Origin of the sequence: Anaerococcus sp. HMSC075B03 (assembly GCF_001815585.1) — a bacterium.
GTDB classification, from domain to species: Bacteria; Bacillota; Clostridia; order Tissierellales; family Peptoniphilaceae; genus Anaerococcus; species Anaerococcus vaginalis.
Window position 1 is genome coordinate 26175 of sequence record NZ_KV821198.1, and the last position, 18193, is coordinate 44367.

Annotated in this window: 14 protein-coding genes, 1 tRNA gene and 1 pseudogene; 13 read left to right on the forward strand and 3 right to left on the reverse strand. The window is 31.3% G+C overall.

All coding sequences use genetic code 11. The annotated features are described in order from the left end of the window. Positions 1-275 precede the first annotated feature (275 nt). The 8 genes and pseudogenes from HMPREF3045_RS06800 to HMPREF3045_RS06835 all read left to right on the forward strand — a co-directional run bounded on the left by HMPREF3045_RS06800 (position 276) and on the right by HMPREF3045_RS06835 (position 9154). Positions 276-1205, forward strand: a pseudogene (locus HMPREF3045_RS06800) (ABC transporter permease). A gap of 1 nt (position 1206) precedes the next feature. Next, a complete protein-coding gene (locus HMPREF3045_RS06805) occupies positions 1207-2232 on the forward strand; it encodes an ABC transporter permease (RefSeq protein WP_070607220.1) in 1026 nt (341 codons plus the stop codon). Between the two features lie 7 nt (positions 2233-2239). Then, entirely contained in the window at positions 2240-3247 is a 1008-nt protein-coding gene (locus HMPREF3045_RS06810; protein WP_070738174.1) for an ABC transporter ATP-binding protein, read from the forward strand. Next, on the forward strand, positions 3237-4238 hold the full coding sequence (locus HMPREF3045_RS06815) for an ABC transporter ATP-binding protein (protein WP_070642444.1): 1002 nt from the start codon (positions 3237-3239) through the stop codon (positions 4236-4238). The genes HMPREF3045_RS06810 and HMPREF3045_RS06815 overlap by 11 nt, the downstream gene beginning before the upstream one ends. Next, a complete protein-coding gene (locus HMPREF3045_RS06820; protein ID WP_019118261.1) occupies positions 4222-5880 on the forward strand; it encodes a peptide ABC transporter substrate-binding protein in 1659 nt (552 codons plus the stop codon). The genes HMPREF3045_RS06815 and HMPREF3045_RS06820 overlap by 17 nt, the downstream gene beginning before the upstream one ends. A 254-nt stretch (positions 5881-6134) precedes the next feature. Then, a complete protein-coding gene (locus tag HMPREF3045_RS06825) occupies positions 6135-6851 on the forward strand; it encodes an ABC transporter ATP-binding protein (RefSeq protein WP_070738175.1) in 717 nt (238 codons plus the stop codon). Then, positions 6841-7836 (forward strand): COG1361 S-layer family protein, encoded by a 996-nt coding sequence (locus HMPREF3045_RS06830; RefSeq protein ID WP_070738177.1) that lies wholly within the window; start codon positions 6841-6843, stop codon positions 7834-7836. Before HMPREF3045_RS06825 ends, HMPREF3045_RS06830 begins: the two co-directional genes overlap by 11 nt. Beyond that, a complete protein-coding gene (locus tag HMPREF3045_RS06835; protein WP_019118258.1) occupies positions 7826-9154 on the forward strand; it encodes an ABC transporter permease in 1329 nt (442 codons plus the stop codon). The genes HMPREF3045_RS06830 and HMPREF3045_RS06835 overlap by 11 nt, the downstream gene beginning before the upstream one ends. A 228-nt stretch (positions 9155-9382) precedes the next feature. Here HMPREF3045_RS06835 and HMPREF3045_RS06840 read toward each other — a convergent pair whose 3' ends face one another. After that, positions 9383-10870, reverse strand: coding sequence for an NAD(P)/FAD-dependent oxidoreductase (locus tag HMPREF3045_RS06840; RefSeq protein ID WP_070738179.1), 1488 nt, complete (start codon positions 10868-10870; stop codon positions 9383-9385). Positions 10871-10904: 34 nt separating this feature from the next. Further along, on the reverse strand, positions 10905-11621 hold the full coding sequence (locus HMPREF3045_RS06845; protein ID WP_070738181.1) for an MIP/aquaporin family protein: 717 nt from the start codon (positions 11619-11621) through the stop codon (positions 10905-10907). Between the two features lie 214 nt (positions 11622-11835). Here HMPREF3045_RS06845 and HMPREF3045_RS06850 point away from each other — a divergent pair, with 214 nt between their 5' ends. From HMPREF3045_RS06850 to HMPREF3045_RS06870, 5 genes are all read left to right on the forward strand, one after another. Continuing rightward, positions 11836-12867 carry a M42 family metallopeptidase gene (locus HMPREF3045_RS06850; RefSeq protein WP_070738183.1) on the forward strand — a complete coding sequence of 344 codons (1032 nt, stop codon included), beginning with the start codon at positions 11836-11838 and terminating at the stop codon, positions 12865-12867. 99 nt (positions 12868-12966) lie between these two features. Then, positions 12967-14040, forward strand: coding sequence for a BMP family lipoprotein (locus HMPREF3045_RS06855; protein WP_070738186.1), 1074 nt, complete (start codon positions 12967-12969; stop codon positions 14038-14040). Between the two features lie 105 nt (positions 14041-14145). Beyond that, entirely contained in the window at positions 14146-15669 is a 1524-nt protein-coding gene (locus HMPREF3045_RS06860) for an ABC transporter ATP-binding protein (RefSeq protein WP_070738188.1), read from the forward strand. Then, complete coding sequence (locus HMPREF3045_RS06865) at positions 15662-16780, forward strand: ABC transporter permease (protein ID WP_070738191.1); 1119 nt, start codon at positions 15662-15664, stop codon at positions 16778-16780. The genes HMPREF3045_RS06860 and HMPREF3045_RS06865 overlap by 8 nt, the downstream gene beginning before the upstream one ends. After that, a complete protein-coding gene (locus HMPREF3045_RS06870; protein ID WP_070738194.1) occupies positions 16773-17708 on the forward strand; it encodes an ABC transporter permease in 936 nt (311 codons plus the stop codon). Before HMPREF3045_RS06865 ends, HMPREF3045_RS06870 begins: the two co-directional genes overlap by 8 nt. A gap of 403 nt (positions 17709-18111) precedes the next feature. Here the strand turns inward: HMPREF3045_RS06870 and HMPREF3045_RS06875 are convergent. Further along, a tRNA-Pro gene (locus HMPREF3045_RS06875) sits at positions 18112-18188 on the reverse strand. Positions 18189-18193: the final 5 nt, after the last annotated feature.

Genomic DNA, 18193 nt, shown 5'->3' on the forward strand with positions numbered 1-18193 from the left:
GCGGTCACTAAATTTATATAAGCGGTTTTTATCGAAAAATTTGAAGAAAATAAGTGTGGAATAAATAAATATTAAAATATTTTTATAAGCTTAGTTTTTATGAGGAAAAATTTAAAATAAATTAATTTTTTTGGAAAAATATTTTAAATTTTTGTTTTTTGAAATCGGCGAAAAGTATTGATAAAGCTTAATTTATAACGTTATCACATTAATAATTTACTGCGCTTGCAATTTATCTTGATAAAGTATATAATTAGATAAAACAAGGAGGAAATATGATTAAGTACATAATAAAGAGAATTTTACAAGCGATAGCAGTTTTGCTTTTGGTAACTTGTATTACTTTTTTTCTCATGAAGCTCGTGCCTGGTTGACCTTTTGCAAGTGAAAAATCTCAATCGCCTGAGGTGCTAGAGGCTTTAAATAAAAAATATGGATTAGACCAACCTTATTCTGTGCAACTAAAAAGATTTATTGTAAATGCTCTTCACGGAGAATTTGGCGTATCTTTAAAAATGCAAAAAAACAGACCAGTTATCGATATTATAAAAGAAATGCTTCCAACAAGTGTAAAACTTGGACTTATCGCACTTTTGTGGGCGACTTTGGTGGGAGTTCCTTTAGGTGCTCTCGCAGCTTATCACAGAGGCGAAAAGTTGGATTCATTTTTGAGGGTTTTGACAACCATAGGAATTTCCGCTCCTGGCTTTGTAGTAGCAACTCTCCTACTTTTATTTTTTGGTGTAAAATTAAAAATTTTTCCAACAATGGGACTTAACACTGTTGGCTCTTATTTTATGCCATGTTTTTCTTTAGGATTTTATCCTATGTGCTACATAGCAAGGTTGTCAAGATCATCAATGCTTGATGCAATTGGTCAAGATTATATTAGAACAGCAAGAGCAAAGGGAGTTTCTGAAGGAAAAATTTTATTTAAGCACGCCCTAAAGAATGCTTTTATTCCAGTTTTAACTTATCTTGGACCACTTACTGCTGGAATTATTACGGGATCTATGGTAGTTGAATCAGTTTTTTCTGTTCAAGGACTTGGTAGATATTTTATTAACTCAGTTTTAAATAGAGATTATCCAATAATAATGGCGACAACACTTTTTTTTGCCTTTATGGTAATTGTTATGAATATGGTTGTTGATATTTTATACAGATTTATAGATCCTAGAATAGACTTGACTAAAGGAGATTAGTATGGAAGATTTATTTAGTTTAAATTCAAAATTAAAATTAGAGGAATATGAATTTTCATCTGATGATTTTGAGCTTGCATCTGAAAGCTCAAAAGAAAATTTCATGACCAAAACTCCTCCAACTTCCTATCTTCAAGATGCCTTACGAAGGCTAAAAGAAAATAAAGTAGCTATGGTTTCTATTGGATTTTTGATAATTGTTTGTATCTTTGCTTTTATCGGACCATTTTTGGCAAAAGGAGATTACACAACTCAATACAGAGGCGATGAAAATTTATTTCCTTGTCTTAGGTATCCTTTTGGAACTGATAAATTAGGAAGAGATTTGATGGTTCGTACAATGTATGGAACTAGAGTTTCACTAATAGTTGGAATTTTTGCATCATTTATTGTTTTGATAATAGGAACAATTTATGGAGCAATTTCTGGATATTTTGGTGGAAGGGTAGATGCTATAATGATGAGAATTTTGGATTTGATTTACTCAATTCCAGATGTACTTGTAGTAATTTTATTATCAATTGGTATATCACAACCTATGAAATCTTTTGTGAATTCATCAACATCAGAATTTGCAAAAAAAATTGGTGTTCTAGGACCTGCTCTTATTTCAATATTTATTGCCTTTGGTCTACTTTATTGGGTAGGAATGGCAAGGATTATAAGAGGACAAGTTTTAATGCTAAAAAAACAAGAATTTGTTACAGCAGTTGAAGCTTTGGGTGGTTCTAAAAAAAGAATAATTAGAAGGCACTTATTTCCAAATTGTATTGGACAAGTAATAGTTATGACTGCCATGCAAATACCATCAGCAATATTTCTAGAATCATTTTTATCATTTTTAGGAATAGGAGTTTCAGCACCTATGACATCCCTTGGTGCTTTGGCAGCAGATGCTCTTGGAGGAATTTATTCCTACGCTTATAGATTAATAATTCCTTCTTTACTATTAAGTTTGATGATTTTATCATTGAATTTATTTGCAGACGGACTAAGAGATGCCTTAGATCCAAGGTTGAAAAAATAGGTGGCTTATGGAAAATATAAAAGAAAATAAAAAAGAAGTTTTAAAAATTGAAGATTTAAGCATATCATTTTACACACCTGTTGGAGAAGTTAAGGCGGTTGATTCAATAAATTATACCCTACACGAAAATGAAATTATGGGAATAGTTGGAGAATCTGGCTCTGGAAAATCTGTAGAAAGTTATGGCATAATGGGTCTTTTACAAGAGCCGGGCAAGGTAAAATCAGGAAAAATTCTTTTTAAAGGAGAAAATGTTCTTGATTTTGACAAAAATAAAATGAGTGAATTTAGGGGAGCAAAATGCTCCATGATTTTTCAAAATCCAATGACTTGCCTAAATCCAGTTTATACAATTGGAAACCAACTTATGGAAGCTTTGTTGGTACACAAAAAATGCTCAAAAGATGAAGCCTACCAAAAGGCTGTTGATATGCTTGATAGCGTTGGAATTTCCAATCCAAAAAGACGTATGAAACAATATCCTCACGAATTATCAGGAGGAATGAGACAAAGGGTAATGATTGGAATGGGACTTATTTGCGAACCAGATATTTTGATAGCAGATGAGCCGACAACAGCTCTTGACGTAACAATTCAAGCTCAAATTCTTGAATTAATAAAAGAATTTCAAAATAAATCAAAAATGAGTGTAATTTTTATCACTCACAACCTTGCAGTAGTTGCACAAATTTGCGATACAGTTAGTGTAATGTATGCAGGAAGAGTTGTAGAACAAGGAAGTGTAGAAGAAATATTTTACAATCCTAAACATCCTTACACCAAAGGACTTTTAAAATCAATGCCAAGAATTGATTCAAAGGAACAAGTAAGGCTTGAAAGTATAAAAGGAACTCCTGTGGATATGCTAAATCCACCAGAAGGATGTGGATTTTCGACAAGATGCGAACATTGCATGAATATTTGTCTAAAAAAAGAACCACCAATGCTTGAAATGGGAAATGGACACAGATCAAAATGTTTCCTACACATAAAGGAGTCAATAAATGGAAGATAATAAATTATTAATATGTGAAAATATAGTAAAACATTTTGAAGTTCAATCTTCCTTTAATAAAGTAAGCAAAGTTCATGCAGTAGATAATGTATCCTTTTTTATAAGAAAAGGAGAAACTCTTGGGATTGTAGGAGAATCTGGTTGTGGAAAAACAACACTTGGAAGAACAATTTTAAGATTACACGAACCTACGAGTGGAAAAATAATTTATGATGGAGAAACAATTTTTGATAGCGAAAAAAATATTCGCCCAGAAATGTATAAATTAAGAAGAAAAATGCAAATAATTTTTCAAGATCCATCAGCATCTCTTGATCCAAGAATGACAGTTCAAGAAATTGTTGGAGAGGCTTTAGACATTCACGGCCTATACAAAAAAAATAGGCAAGAAAGAATAAATGAACTTTTAAGAACAGTAGGATTAAACGAAGAACACTCAAATAGGTATCCTCACGAATTTTCAGGAGGACAACAACAAAGGATAGGAATTGCAAGAGCACTTGCAGTTGAGCCAGAATTTATTGTTTGTGATGAGCCGATTTCAGCTTTGGATGTATCAATCCAAGCACAAATTGTAAATATGCTTGAAGATATGCAAAATGAAATGGGTCTTACATATTTATTTATAGCTCACGACCTATCAGTTGTAAAACATATTTCAGATAGGATTGGAGTAATGTATTTGGGAAAAATGGTTGAACTTGTTGATGCCGAAAGACTTTATGAAAACCCATTACATCCTTACACCCAATCCCTACTCACAGCTATACCAGTTCCAGATCCCAAACTTACTAGATCGTTAAAAAGAATAAAGCTAGAAGGAGAAGTTCCATCGGCGATTAATCCGCCAAAAGGTTGTAGGTTTCATGAAAGATGTCCGTATGCGACAGAAATTTGTAAAAAGGAAGAGCCGGAGTTTAGAGAAGTAGAAGAAGGACACTATGTAAGTTGTCACAATTTAGGAGGTAATAAAAATGAAAATGAAGGCTAAATTATTAGTAGGCTTGTTGAGTTTATCAATGCTGTTTACAGGATGTGGAGGAAACAATTCTAAAAGCAATGATAGTAGCAATTCTAATGTTGCAACAAACGAAGAAGAAGGCAAAAAAGATGGAGTATTGGATATAAACATTGCATCAGAACCTGAAACTATAGATCCACAACTAAACACAGCATCAGATGGATCAATAATGATCTCTCACATGTTTGAATCTCTATTAAGATGGGATGATGATGGAAAAGGAAATGCTGTTTTAAAACCAGGTATTGCTGAAAAATGGGATGTTTCAGAAGATGGACTAAAATGGACCTTTAAATTAAGAGATGCAAAATGGTCAGATGGAAAACCGGTAACAGCAAATGACTTTGTTTATGCTTGGAACAGACTTGTAGATCCAAAAACAGGAGCAGACTATGAATATATGCTTGATATGGTAAAAGGATATGAAGATAAAAAACTTGATATCTCTGCTCCAGATGATAAAACTTTTGTAGTAAATTTAAATGTAAAATGTCCATACTTTGAAGAAATTTGTGCTTTTCCTGCAGTTATGCCAGTTAGAAAGGATATTGTAGAAAAAAGTGAAACTTGGACAAACTCTCCTGATACATTAGTATCAAATGGACCATTTAAATTAGAAAAATGGGATCACAATCAAACTTTAACAATGGTTAAAAACCCAGAATATTATGATGCAAAATCAGTTAAGGCTGAAAAATTATCTTTCCATTTACAAGATGATCAAAACGCAATCTATGCTGCTTATAGATCAGGAGATTTGGATTTTGTAAACTCAGCACCACAAGAAGAAATTAAAAAACTTCTAGATACAAAAGAATTAAAGACTCTTCCATACGTAGGAACATATTTTGTATGTTTTAATACAGAAAAGAAACCATTTGACGATCCAAAAGTAAGAAAAGCATTCTCACTTGCAATTGATAGAAACTTTATAGTTGATCAAGTTACAGGAAGAGGAGAAAAAGCTGCTAGCGGTTTTGTACCAGCAGGAGTTTATGATGCAGATGGAGCTAAAGGCGATGACTTTAGAACAGTTGGTGGAGATTATTATTCAATAAAATCTGACGAATATGAAAAAAATATAAAAGAAGCCAAAAAACTTATGGAAGAAGCTGGATTTAAAGACGGTAAGGGCTTCCCACAAATTGATTATCTATACAATACAGATGATAACCACAAGGCTATAGCAGAAGCTTTACAAAATATGTGGCAAGAAAATCTAGGCGTTCAAGTTAATCTTCAAAACCAAGATTGGAATGTATTCTTGAAAGAAAGAAAAGAAGGAAACTACAATATAGCAAGACACGGATGGATTGCTGACTACAACGATCCAATGAGCTTTATAGATATGTGGTTAACAGGCGGTGGAAATAACGACGCTCAATATAAAAATGAAGAATTTGATAAATATGTAAAAGCAGCTAAAGCAACATCAGACCAAAAAGAAAGAATGGAAAACATGCACAAGGCTGAAGATATATTAATAAAAGATGATTCAGTAGTAGCTCCAATTTATTTCTATGTAAATCCATACATGATGAAACCAAATATCAAAGGAATGTACTACACACCACTTGGATATTTCTTCTTTAAATCAGCAACAGGATTCTAGAAAAAAATATAGTAAGTAGGGAAAATTTTATAAAATAAGTAAAATTTTTAAATCAATTCTTTAAATAGAAATTTAAGAATTTATAAAAAATCTATGGGTTTTTACTCATAGATTTTTTTGTGAATTTTTAATGTTTTAAGCTTTATTGGTAAAAAATAAAAAAATTATAGAAATAGTTGATTAATATTAAAAAAAAATTATATAATAAGAAAAACAATTTATTATTTTAGATTAATCAATTAAAAGGATCTTGTATGACTTTTATTCAAATAAAAAATGTAAAAAAATATTATAAGCTTGGTTCAAATATTATAAAAGCTTTAGATGGAATTGATTTAACAATTGATAAGGGCGAATTTATTGCTTTGCTTGGGACGTCTGGCTCTGGCAAATCGACTTTGTTAAATATTCTTGCAGGTCTTGAAAGACCATCTTCGGGAGATGTTTTATATAAAAATATTTCTTTAAATTCTTTGAGTGAGGAAGATATAACTAGATTTAGAAACTTAAATATTGGTTTTGTTTTTCAATCATATAATCTTATGCCTTATCTTACGGCTATAGAAAATGTGGCTTTGCCTTTAATTTTTAAAGGAGAGGGCAAAAAAGAAAGAGAAGAGAAAGCCTACCAAATTTTAAAAGACATGGGACTTTCTAAAAGAGTTTACAATAAACCAAACGAGCTTTCTGGTGGACAACAACAAAGAGTTTCCATTGCTCGTGCTTTTGTGGGAAATCCAAATATTATTTTTGCTGATGAGCCTACGGGAAATCTTGATACAAAAACTTCTTTTGAAATTATGGAATTGATAAAATCAATTGTTAGAAAAAATAATCAAACCCTTATTATGGTAACGCATGATGAGGAAATGACAGAATTTGCTGATAGAACCCTTTTTATGAGAGATGGACTTATAGAAAAAATACATGAAAAATTAAGTATAGATGAGGTATTAAAAAATGGAAAATAATCAAGTTGAAAACACTACAAATTTTAATAAACAAGATGATTCTGCCAATGAGCAAGCTCAAATAAGAAATAAACCAAAATTAATTATTTCTTCATATAAAATCCAACCAAAAATGGTTGAAGCTGGAAAAGATTTTGATATAATTTTAACTTTGTATAATACGAATGCACAAAATGCTATATTTAATTTGAAAGTTTCTCTTGACCAAGCATCTTCAACTGAACAAGTTTCTGGAAATAATAAAGCAGGTTCGGAAACTGCTTATGGGAATGAGGGATCTGTTTTTACACCAGTTGAAAGGTCAAATACTTTTTATAGGTCTGCAATTTATCCTTGGAATTATTCAACAGAAACTATAAAAATGAATGTTTTGCCTAATACAAAAGCTGGTAATTATCAAATGAGCGTTAATTTTGAATATGAAGATTATCTTGGCAATCAATATCAAACTACAGAAAGTATAGGAATACCTGTTGTAGCAACTGCAGCAATAAGTACAAGTGATATAAATATAGATGAACTTTTTGTTGGAGAAGATACAAATGTTTCGATGAATATTTACAATACTGGCAAGGATAATTTGACAAATTTTATGTGTAAAGTCGAAGGAGAAGGCTTTGATGTAGATGAAAATAGTCATTTTATTGGAAATTTTGCACAAGGAGCGAGCGAATCTTTTTCTTTTAATATGAATCCTAAAAAAGAAGGGCCTATAAAGGGAAAAATAATTTTAACTTATGAAGATTCCAAGGGAGAGGTTCACAAGGAAGAAAAAACTTTTAAAAAACAAGTTCAAATGTCCCAAAATGAAAATGTGGATGAAAATGGCAATCCAATAGAATCTACCGAACAAGTAGAACAAGATTTTAATATGGCACCTGTTATAGGAATCGGCTCTATTTTTCTAATAGTTTTATTGATTTATTTTATAAGAAAAAGGAGTAAAAAGAAAAAAAATAAGGAATTAGATTTAGATGAAAATTAAAGATAGGATAGATATTGCCTTTAGAAATCTTTTGAGAAGAAAATCTAGAACTATTCTTACCATACTTTCAGTTTTGATTGGAACAGTGTCAATAATAATGATGATTTCCTTGAGTTTGGCGATGGCAAAACAACAAAGAGATATGGTTGAATCTTTTGGAGGATTGGAAAATATAGAAATAAGTTCTGACAAAGCACAAACTTCTATAAATCAAAGTAGCATAGGCAAGTTTAAAAAAATAAAACATGTAAAATATGTAATACCTCATAAGGATTTATATACAGAAATTTTTTTGAAAAAGAATAAAGATACAAAACTTGAAGCAAATAATGGAATAAGCCTTATACCTGATAAGGTCTTTGCTCAAATAAAATCTGACATGCTTGATTCAGGATCAAATTTAAATCCATCAGATGAAATGTCTATGATTTTGGGTTCGGACTATCACTTATATAAGATGAAAAAACAAGGTGAATCCTTTGAACAAGAAGATGTTGAAGGATTAAATATTTTAAAAGAAAAATTTATTTTAAGATTAGGTTATGAAGATATGGAAAATAATCCCACAGACGAAGAAGGAAATTCCAAGCCGACTTTCGCAGATCTTGAAATAAAAGTTAAGGGGATAATGAATGAATCAAGTTTTTTAGAAAAAAGTAGAATGTATATAAATGAAAAAACTTATAAGACTTTGCAAAAAGAAGATAAAAAATTGCAAAGCCCAAGCCTTGATGATATGAGCGAAAATGGCGGGAAAAAATCAAATTATTTGTACGAAAATATTACCCTTGTATGTGATGAATATGAAAATGTAAAAGCAGTAGAAGATGAAGTAAAGTCGATGGGTTATCAAACATCATCATCAATAGATATGATAGAAGAGATAAATAAATCCACAAAAACAATAATGCTCATACTTGCAGGAATAGGTTCAATTGCTTTTATTGTAGCAGCGATAGGAATAATAAACACAATGCTTATGAGCATATACGAAAGGCAAAAAGAAATTGGCCTTATGAAAGTAATTGGCGCAAGCGTTTCAGATATAAAGACTATGTTTTTATTAGAATCAGGATTTATAGGATTTTTTGGAGGGCTTGTAGGCTTACTTATTTCTTATTTGTTAGGATTTATAGCAAATAAATTTTTGCTAGCAGGATTCGCCCAAGCCATGGATACAGCTTTGGAATTTAATATCCCAATTTGGCTAGGAGTTATGGCAGTGATTTTTTCATCATTTATAGGAATTCTAGCAGGCTACCTACCAGCAATAAGAGCAACAAAATTATCAGCAATAGAAACATTAAGAAGCAATTAAAAAAACCACAGGCATGGAGCCTGTGGATAAGATTGTAAACAAAATAGAAATTTCGCCTACTTCGACCGAACGTAGTGAGCGGAGAAATCTCATGAGATCTGTCCATACATTCGTTTCACTCACTAGTCGGGATGTGGGCTGTAGCGTAATTTTATTTTTAAATTAATGAATTACTAAACTACTTTATCTACGATTTAACCACAGGCATGAAGCCTGTGGTTTTTTATATTATTCTTCTAAATTTTTTTCTTCTAATTCTTTTATGAAATTATTAATATCTTTTTTATTTATTCTAGAAATTCCGGAATGTTCGCTGTCGAATTTTCTGTTTAAAATTTTTTCTCCTGTTTCGTCTTCCATAACTTCTAGAACTCTTTGCCTACAGAAATTTCCTTGGCAAAATCCCATTCCACTTCTTGTACGTCTTTTTATTGCGTCAAATGTCAGACAAGGGATACCCCTGTTCATTGCATCTCTTATTGTTTTTTCGCTAACTTGCTCGCATCTGCATACAAGTCTTTCAGGATTTCCAAGTGGCAAATCAATTTTATCTTTCACTTTGTTAAAATCTTCAAGCTCTTTGTATTCTATAATAGGTTTTCTATAAGGATTGTAGGAAGGATCATCTTCCAATTTTAAATTTAAATCTTTTAAAATATTTTCAACAATTTTGGCAACTTCTGGAGAAGAAGTTATGCCTGGAGATTGGATTCCTACAACATTTATAAAACCAGAAGTTTTGGTATTTTCTATTATAAAATCTCCCGTTGATGAAGCAGGTCTAAGTCCTGCAAAGGAGCGGATAAATTTTTTTAAATCAATTACATCATTTTTTACAGATTTTAATCCAAGCTTGTAAATTTCTGCAAGCCTTTCAATGTGTGTTCCAAGATCAATTTCTTCTTCATCAATGGCATCAGGGCCTAAAAGAAGATTGTTGTGGTAGGTTCTTGTTACAAGAATTCCTTTTGATTTTTTAGATGGCGTTTGGAATAAAACTTGTTTTATTTTCTCGCCAGTTCCTTTTTGCATAAGTAAATATTCGCCACTTCTTGGATGGATTGTAAAGTTTGTTTCTGTAATCATGCTTGAAATTTTTGCTCCGTTTAATCCAGAAGCATTAATTACAAATTTTCCTTCATAAGTATTGTCATCAGAAGTTTTTACTTTAAAAATATCTTCTTCTTTTTTTATATCAACAACTTCACTTTGAAGTTTTAATTCAGCGCCATTTTCTATGGCATTTTCTACAAGGGCAATAACGTATTCGTATGGAGAACAAACACCAGCTCCTTTGCAATAAAGAGCAGATATTGCATCATCGGATACATTAGGTTCTATTTGTCTAAGCTTTTCTTGATTAATTATTTCAATATCATCAAGATTATTTTCAAGACCCATTTTGTAGAGTTTATTAAGTTCTTTTTCATCATCTTCATCAAAAGCTAAAACCAAAGATCCGTTTTCCAAAAATCCGAAGTTTAGCTCTTGGTTTAACTTATTAAATTCCACTCTTCCCTTGTAGCAAATTCTTCCTCTTAGCTCATCATGGCTTTCAGCATAACCACCGTGAACTATGGCAGAATTTGCCTTGCTAGCTCCCATGGACACATCAAGCTCTTTTTCTAAAATTAAAATATTTAATTTATACCTAGAAAGTCTTCTTGCAATTGATGCACCAGTTACACCAGCACCGATTACTATTACATCATACATTTTATTCTTCTCTTTTCTTAAAATTTATAAATAATTAAAATATAAAATTAAAAACTGGAACTGCTAAAACTGCACCGATTATTGGTCCAACAACAGGAATCCATGAATATCCCCAGTTTGGATCAACTTTGTTTTTGAAAGGTAAAATAGCATAAGCAATTCTTGGTCCCAAATCTCTTGCAGGATTAATTGCATAACCTGTTAGTCCACCTAAACTCATACCAATTGAAACGATAAGACCAAATACATATAATTTGTCAACGCCACCCATTCCAGCGCCAGCAACATTACCAAATCCTAAAATAGCAAATACTAAAACAAAAGTTCCAATAATTTCTGATAATAGGTTTCTAAAAGTGTTTGGTATAGTTGGAGCTGTGCAGAAAGTTGCTCTAACTGTTAATGGATCATCGCTTGTTGCGTCATAATGATCTTTAAATAAAATATAAACTAAAATAGCTCCGCAAAATGCTCCAAGCATTTGTCCAATGATATAAGAAGGAACTGTATTCCATTCGATTCCACCATTAAATGCAAGAGCAATTGATAGGGCTGGATTAAAATGAGCACCTGTTAATGCACCAAAAATACAAGCTGGAATCATAACTGCAAGCCCCCAAGCAAATGTAATTTGAACAGGACCTGCACCTTTTTGTCCACTCTTATTCAATAGAACGTTTGCAACAACTCCATCTCCTAATAAAATAAGTAACATTGTTCCAAAAAATTCACCTAGTATTATGTCTCTCATAATAACCTCCTGTTTTATTACTAAATATAAAAAAAGCAACAAAAATAATGGGATAAATTTGTTGCAAAGTCTCTTTTTATATTCAGCTGTGAAAATGTTTACACCCATATTATAGCACATATATTTTTATAATACAAATATTTATTTTATTTTTAAATTTACAAGGAAAAATTTTTAATTTATAATTAAATTATAAGAAAATAAAGGAGCAAAAATGGACAAAAATACAATAATAACTTATATAAAAGAATTATGCACAAGGCCATCACCAACTGGTTTTACAAAAAAATGCGAAAAGTATTTGATGGAAGAATTTAAAAATTTAGGATACGAGCCTTACCAAAATAATAAGGGAAATGTAATCGTTCCAATTTATGTAGATGAAAAAAATAAAGACGATGGACTTTTATTATCAGCTCATATCGACACGCTTGGTCTTATGGTAAGAAGTATAAAAGAAAATGGAGGAATTCAAGTTACAACTCTTGGTGGCTTTCCATTAAATTATGCAGAATTTGAAAATGTAAAAATTTTTACAAGAGATGGAAAAGAATTTGAAGGAGTTTTTAGATTAAATGAGCCTTCAGTTCATGGATCAGATACACCAAAAATTTCAAAAAGAAATTTTGATGAAATGGAAGTTGTTATTGATGAGCTTGTTGAAAGCGATGAGGATGTAAAAAAACTTGGAATAAATCCTGGGGATTTTATTGCTCTTGATTCAAGATTTAGATATTCAAATGGCTTTGTAAAATCACGTCATCTTGATGATAAGGCATCAAGTGGAGTTTTGCTTGCCCTTGCAAAAGAAATTAAAGAAGAAAATTTAAAATTTGATAGAAATATTTATATGATGTTTACAACTTATGAAGAAGTAGGACATGGAGCAAGTTCGGGCCATCCATCTGGAATTAAAGATATGATTGCAGTAGATATGGGAGTTGTTTTCGATGATTTAAAAACAAATGATAGAAAAGTTTCAATTTGTGCAAAAGATTCATCAGGTCCTTATAATTTTGATTTAACAAATGATTTGATAAATACAGCCAAAAAAATTGGAATTGATTTTGCAATTGATATTTATCCATTTTATGGTTCAGATGCATCTGCTGCTATGAGCTCATTTTATGATTATAGGCACGCCCTTGTAGGCTGTGGAATTTCAGCATCTCATGGCTATGAAAGATGTCACGAAAATGCCTTGATGAATTTGTTTGATTTATTAAAAACTTATATATTAAAATGAAAAATAATTTTATTATTGTAAAATAGCTAGACAGAAAGATAAATTTCATATAAAATAGTATTACACAAAAAAAACAATTTCTTAATTTAAGGGGGAGAGATGAAAATTAAAAAAATTATGGCTGGAGCTCTAACTCTAGCACTTTCACTAAGCATTACAGCTTGTGGATCAAAAAAAGATTCTGATAACGGTTCAATGGCTTCTACAGCTTCTAATGCAAATGGAGCAAAAGTATCAGCTACAATGGTAACTGACCAAGGTGGAATAAATGATAAATCATTTAACCAATCTGCTTATGAAGGATTAAAAGCTTACGAAAAAGATGGAAAAATTAAATTTGATTATATTGAATCACACAAAGATTCTGATTATCAACCAAACCTTGAATCAGCACTTGATAGTGAATCAGATTTGATTTTTACAGTAGGATACGCTCTTTATGATGCAACAAGCAAGGCTGCAAAAGACAATCCAGATCAAAATTACGCAATAATCGACAACGCAAATCCTGATAAAATTGAAAATCTTCTAGGAATAACATTTGCAGATAATGAAAACTCATTTTTAGTTGGATATATTGCAGGAATGAAAACAGAATCTAACAACGTTGGATTTGTAGGTGGAATGGAATCAGCAGTAATCGATAGATTTGAATATGGATTTAGAGCTGGTGTAAAACAAGCAGCAAAAGAAAAAGGAAAAGACATAGAAGTTCAAGTTCAATACGCAAATTCTTATGCTGACCAAGCAAAAGGAAAAAATATTGCTAACCAAATGTATCAAAAAGGCGCAGATGTAATCTTCCATGCAGCTGGTGGTACAGGAATTGGAGTATTTGAAGCAGCAAAAGAAAATAACAAATACGTAATCGGCGTTGACCGTGACCAAAAAGAAGAAGCTCCAGATAATATTTTGGCTTCAACAGTTAAAGGCGTAGGTAAAGCTGTTCAATTAACACTTGATGATTACAAAGATGGAAAATTCAAAGGTGGAGAAACAAGAGCATTTTCACTTAAAGATGGAGATGCTTTGGATATAGCTTATGGAGATAATGACCTAGTAGACCAAAAAGTTAAAGATAAGGTTGAAGATTTAAGAAATCAAATCGTTGATGGAAAAATTAAAGTTCCACAAAACGAAGAAGAATTTAAATCAATGGGTTACGACAAATAAGTAAAAATCTACTAAGAAAAAATAAGTAATTAAAAGAGTAGGAAGAAAAACTACTCTTTTTTTTACAAAAATATTTAGAAAGTTCTAAATTAATAGTGAGGTATTATGGATAAGTATTTAAATGAAAGCCCAGTTGTTTCATTGAAAAATATTCATAAAAGCTTTGGCGACAAGAAAGTTTTAAAAGGCGTAGATTTTGACCTTCACAAATGTGAAGTACACGCTCTGCTTGGAGAAAATGGAGCTGGTAAAACTACTCTTATGAATATTTTATATGGAATGTTTCCTCAAACTGAAGGAAACATTTACATAAAAGGCGAAGAAATTATAAATAATTCGCCAAAAAAAGCAATTAGCATGGGCATAGGAATGGTTCACCAACATTTTATGCTGATAGAACCATTTACAGTTACAGAAAATATAATATTAGGTTATGAAGGAAAAAATTCTTTCATTGATAGAGATAAGGCAAAAAAAGAAGTTGTTAAATTAAGCCAAGAATATGGACTTATTATAGATCCGGACAGCAAAGTTGCGGATATATCTGTTGGACAACAACAAAGAGTTGAAATTTTAAAAGCTTTATATCATGGAGCAGATATTTTGATTTTTGATGAGCCAACAGCAGTTTTAACTCCTCAAGAAATAAATGAATTTATAGAAATAGTTGAAAAATTAACTGAACTTGGAAAATCAGTTATAATAATCACCCACAAATTAAAAGAAATTAAAGCTATGGCAGATACTTGTACCATAATTAGAAGGGGAGAATACATCGACAAAGTTAATGTAAAAGACGTAAGTGAGGCTGATCTTGCTGAAAAAATGGTAGGCCGTGATGTAAGCTTTAATGTAAAAAAAGAAAAAATTGACCTTGGAGAAGAAATATTTAAGATAGAAGATCTTTGGGTTAAGGACAACAGAAAAGTTGACAAGGTAAAAGGCTTAAATCTTTCGATAAGAAAAGGAGAAATTCTAGGAATTGCAGGAGTTGATGGAAACGGTCAAACAGAATTGATAGATGCAATTTCTGGAATGAGAAAAGCTCAAAAAGGCAAAGTTATTTTAAAAGGAGAAGATATTACTAATAAAGCTCCTAGAGATATAATTGACCTTGGCATGAACCAAATTCCAGAAGATAGACAAAAAAGAGGTCTGGTTTTAGAATATCCAATTAAAGATAATTTGATTTTGGAGAATATAGATAAAGACTTTTCAAAAAATGGAATTTTGGATTTCAAAAAAATAGAAGAAAATGCAAACAATTTGATTGATAAATTTGATATAAGACCAAATGATATAAACGAAAAAGCAGGAAGTCTTTCAGGTGGAAACCAACAAAAAGTAATTATCGCAAGAGAGATTACAAATGATCCGGATTTATTAATAGCTGCCCAACCAACAAGAGGACTTGACGTTGGAGCAATAGAATTTATCCACCAATATTTGGTAGAGCTCAGAAATCAAGGCAAGGCGGTTTTATTAATAAGTTTTCAATTAGATGAAGTAATGGATTTATCTGATAGAATTTGCGTAATTTATGATGGACAAATCGTAGGAGAGCTGGATCCAAAAGAAACTGATGAATACGAAGTAGGAAGATTAATGGCAGGAGGAGATCATGAATAAGAAAGCAAAAACAAAAAGAAAAAATTCTTTTTCAAATTTAAAATTATTATTTACTCTTGTATCAATAATCTTGGGACTTTTGGTAGGAGCTATAGTTCTTTCTCTTACAGGTTATAATCCAATAGAAGCTTATGGAAAATTAATAGAAGGAATTTTTAAATCCCCAAGAAATATCGGCTGGGCTCTTGTAAATTCAACACCAATTATTCTTACAGGTCTTGGTGTATGTTTTGCTTTTCAAACAGGCCTATTTAATATGGGAGCAGAAGGACAATTTATAATTGGTTCAACTGTAGGATTTTTGATGGGCTACTTACTAAAACTTCCACCAGTAATCCATGTTATTGTTACAATAATTGTTGCACTTTTGGCAGGATTTTTGTATGGAGGACTTGCAGGATTTATAAAAGCAAAATTTGGAATTCACGAAGTAATTTCTACTATAATGCTTAACTGGGTAGCATTTTATTTTCAAAATTTTATAGTTTATCGCTATCAAAAACCAAATTCTATGGGAACATTTGATATAAATGATTCAGTAAAAGTTACTCTAGTTACAAATGCTAGCCAAAAATTTGATGGATTTTTTGGAAAATTTTTTAGAGCACCAATTCATTTAGGAATAATTCTTGCTATTGTTAGCGTAATTATTATTTGGTTTATTCTTGAAAAAACAAGTCTTGGTTATAAATTAAAAGCCGTAGGATTAAACAGAGAAGCAAGTGAGTACGGTGGAATTGATGCAAATAAAAAAATAATCCAATCAATGGCAATTTCTGGATGTTTGTGTTCGCTTGCAGGCGTAACTCAAGTAATGGGCTACACTTATTCACTTCCTTTATTATCAGCTATGGAAAATTTTGGATTTGATGGACTTGCAGTTTCACTTTTGGCATCTAACAATCCAATAGGATGTATTTTCTCAGGATTATTTTTGGGATCATTAAAATATGCAGGAAGTAATTTACAAAGAACAATGGGAGTTCCTAGTGAATTAATTTCTATAATTATAGGAACAATAATTTTATTTACTGCTATTCCTTTAATATTTAGAATTATAAAAGCAAAAGTAAACAAAAAGAAAAATAGAAAGGCGGGAAATAATGCTTAATTTGACAGTTTTAGGATTAATAATTGGAAATACACTTTCAAATGCTACACCAGTATTATTGACTGGCCTTGGTGGAATGATTTCAGAAAAATCTGGAGTAGTAAATATTGGACTTGAAGGAATGATGACAATAGGTGCTTTAGTAGCAGCAACAGTAGGATATTATGTAGGAAATCCTTGGTTAGGATTTTTGGCAGGAGGTCTTGCTGGAATGTTTTTTGGACTAATCCATGCACTTGTTTCAGTTACATTTGCAGGAGATCAAACAATTTCAGGTATTGCTATAAATACATTAGCACCAGGTTTGGCACTTTTTTTGGCAAGATTATTTTTTGATGGCGCAACTCAAACACCATCAATTGCTTTGGAAAATAAAATTCCTAGATTATTTGACGGTTTGATTACAAATCAAGCCTTAAAAAATATTTTTTCTCAATATGCAACAGTTTATATTGCTTTAATATCTGTAATTTTGCTTTATGTATTTTTATATAAAACAAAATGGGGACTAAGGTTGATTGCAGTTGGGGAACATCCAAAAGCAGCTGAAACTTTAGATATTTCTGTAGGAAAAATTAGGTATCTTGCAGTAATGTTTTCAGGATTTATGGGAGGACTTGGAGGAGCTTCTATGTCACTTGCAGTAGTAAGTGTATTTTCTCCAACCTTAATTGCAGGTCAAGGATACATTGCACTCGTTTGTGTAATATTTGGAAATTGGAAACCACAAGGAGTTTTGATAGGTTCATTATTTTTTGGATTAACCCAAGCTATAGCAACCTATTTAACAGGAACAACAATACAACTTCCAATGGAATTTATTTCAATGATTCCATACATTTCAATTTTGATTTTCTTAATTTTATTTAATAAAAAATCAAATGCACCAAAAGCTAGTGGAAAGCCATATTTGACAGAAGATATTTAAAAATAACAGAATATAAAAATAACCCATCTCGATCGCAAAATCAAAAGAGAACTCATAGATAGATTTAATAAATGAGATCTCTCCACAAGGTCGAGATGGGTTATTTTTTCATTAATAATTACTAAAGAAAAAGTAGAATGTTTTTTGAATTTTATTTTTAAAATTTATATAAGCCAAAAAAGATAAAATAAAAAATTTTAGCAATAAAATAAAAAATACCATAATCCATCTCAACTTGCAATAAGGAGAGCAGAGATCTCTTTTATGGGTTAATTTTTTATTTTGCTTTTTGCTAAAGAATTTATTTTAAAAATGGGCATAAAAAAAGCACCGCTCGGTGCAATTTTAAAAGGGAAAATTTACGTATTACAACTAAAAAAGCAAGCTTTTGCTTGCAAAAAAATGGTCGGGGTGAAAGGATTCGAACCTTCGGCCTCATGGTCCCAAACCACGCGCGCTACCAAGCTGCGCCACACCCCGATGTC

What these genes read in the sequence shown, in the direction of transcription:
- HMPREF3045_RS06805 (WP_070607220.1), top strand. Translation starts at nt 1,207, where the DNA reads ATGGAAGATTTATTTAGTTTAAATTCAAAATTAAAATTAGAGGAATAT.
- HMPREF3045_RS06810 (WP_070738174.1), top strand. Translation starts at nt 2,240, where the DNA reads ATGGAAAATATAAAAGAAAATAAAAAAGAAGTTTTAAAAATTGAAGAT.
- HMPREF3045_RS06815 (WP_070642444.1), top strand. Translation starts at nt 3,237, where the DNA reads ATGGAAGATAATAAATTATTAATATGTGAAAATATAGTAAAACATTTT.
- HMPREF3045_RS06820 (WP_019118261.1), top strand. Translation starts at nt 4,222, where the DNA reads ATGAAAATGAAGGCTAAATTATTAGTAGGCTTGTTGAGTTTATCAATG.
- HMPREF3045_RS06825 (WP_070738175.1), top strand. Translation starts at nt 6,135, where the DNA reads ATGACTTTTATTCAAATAAAAAATGTAAAAAAATATTATAAGCTTGGT.
- HMPREF3045_RS06830 (WP_070738177.1), top strand. Translation starts at nt 6,841, where the DNA reads ATGGAAAATAATCAAGTTGAAAACACTACAAATTTTAATAAACAAGAT.
- HMPREF3045_RS06835 (WP_019118258.1), top strand. Translation starts at nt 7,826, where the DNA reads ATGAAAATTAAAGATAGGATAGATATTGCCTTTAGAAATCTTTTGAGA.
- HMPREF3045_RS06840 (WP_070738179.1), bottom strand. Translation starts at nt 10,870, where the DNA reads ATGTATGATGTAATAGTAATCGGTGCTGGTGTAACTGGTGCATCAATT.
- HMPREF3045_RS06845 (WP_070738181.1), bottom strand. Translation starts at nt 11,621, where the DNA reads ATGAGAGACATAATACTAGGTGAATTTTTTGGAACAATGTTACTTATT.
- HMPREF3045_RS06850 (WP_070738183.1), top strand. Translation starts at nt 11,836, where the DNA reads ATGGACAAAAATACAATAATAACTTATATAAAAGAATTATGCACAAGG.
- HMPREF3045_RS06855 (WP_070738186.1), top strand. Translation starts at nt 12,967, where the DNA reads ATGAAAATTAAAAAAATTATGGCTGGAGCTCTAACTCTAGCACTTTCA.
- HMPREF3045_RS06860 (WP_070738188.1), top strand. Translation starts at nt 14,146, where the DNA reads ATGGATAAGTATTTAAATGAAAGCCCAGTTGTTTCATTGAAAAATATT.
- HMPREF3045_RS06865 (WP_070738191.1), top strand. Translation starts at nt 15,662, where the DNA reads ATGAATAAGAAAGCAAAAACAAAAAGAAAAAATTCTTTTTCAAATTTA.
- HMPREF3045_RS06870 (WP_070738194.1), top strand. Translation starts at nt 16,773, where the DNA reads ATGCTTAATTTGACAGTTTTAGGATTAATAATTGGAAATACACTTTCA.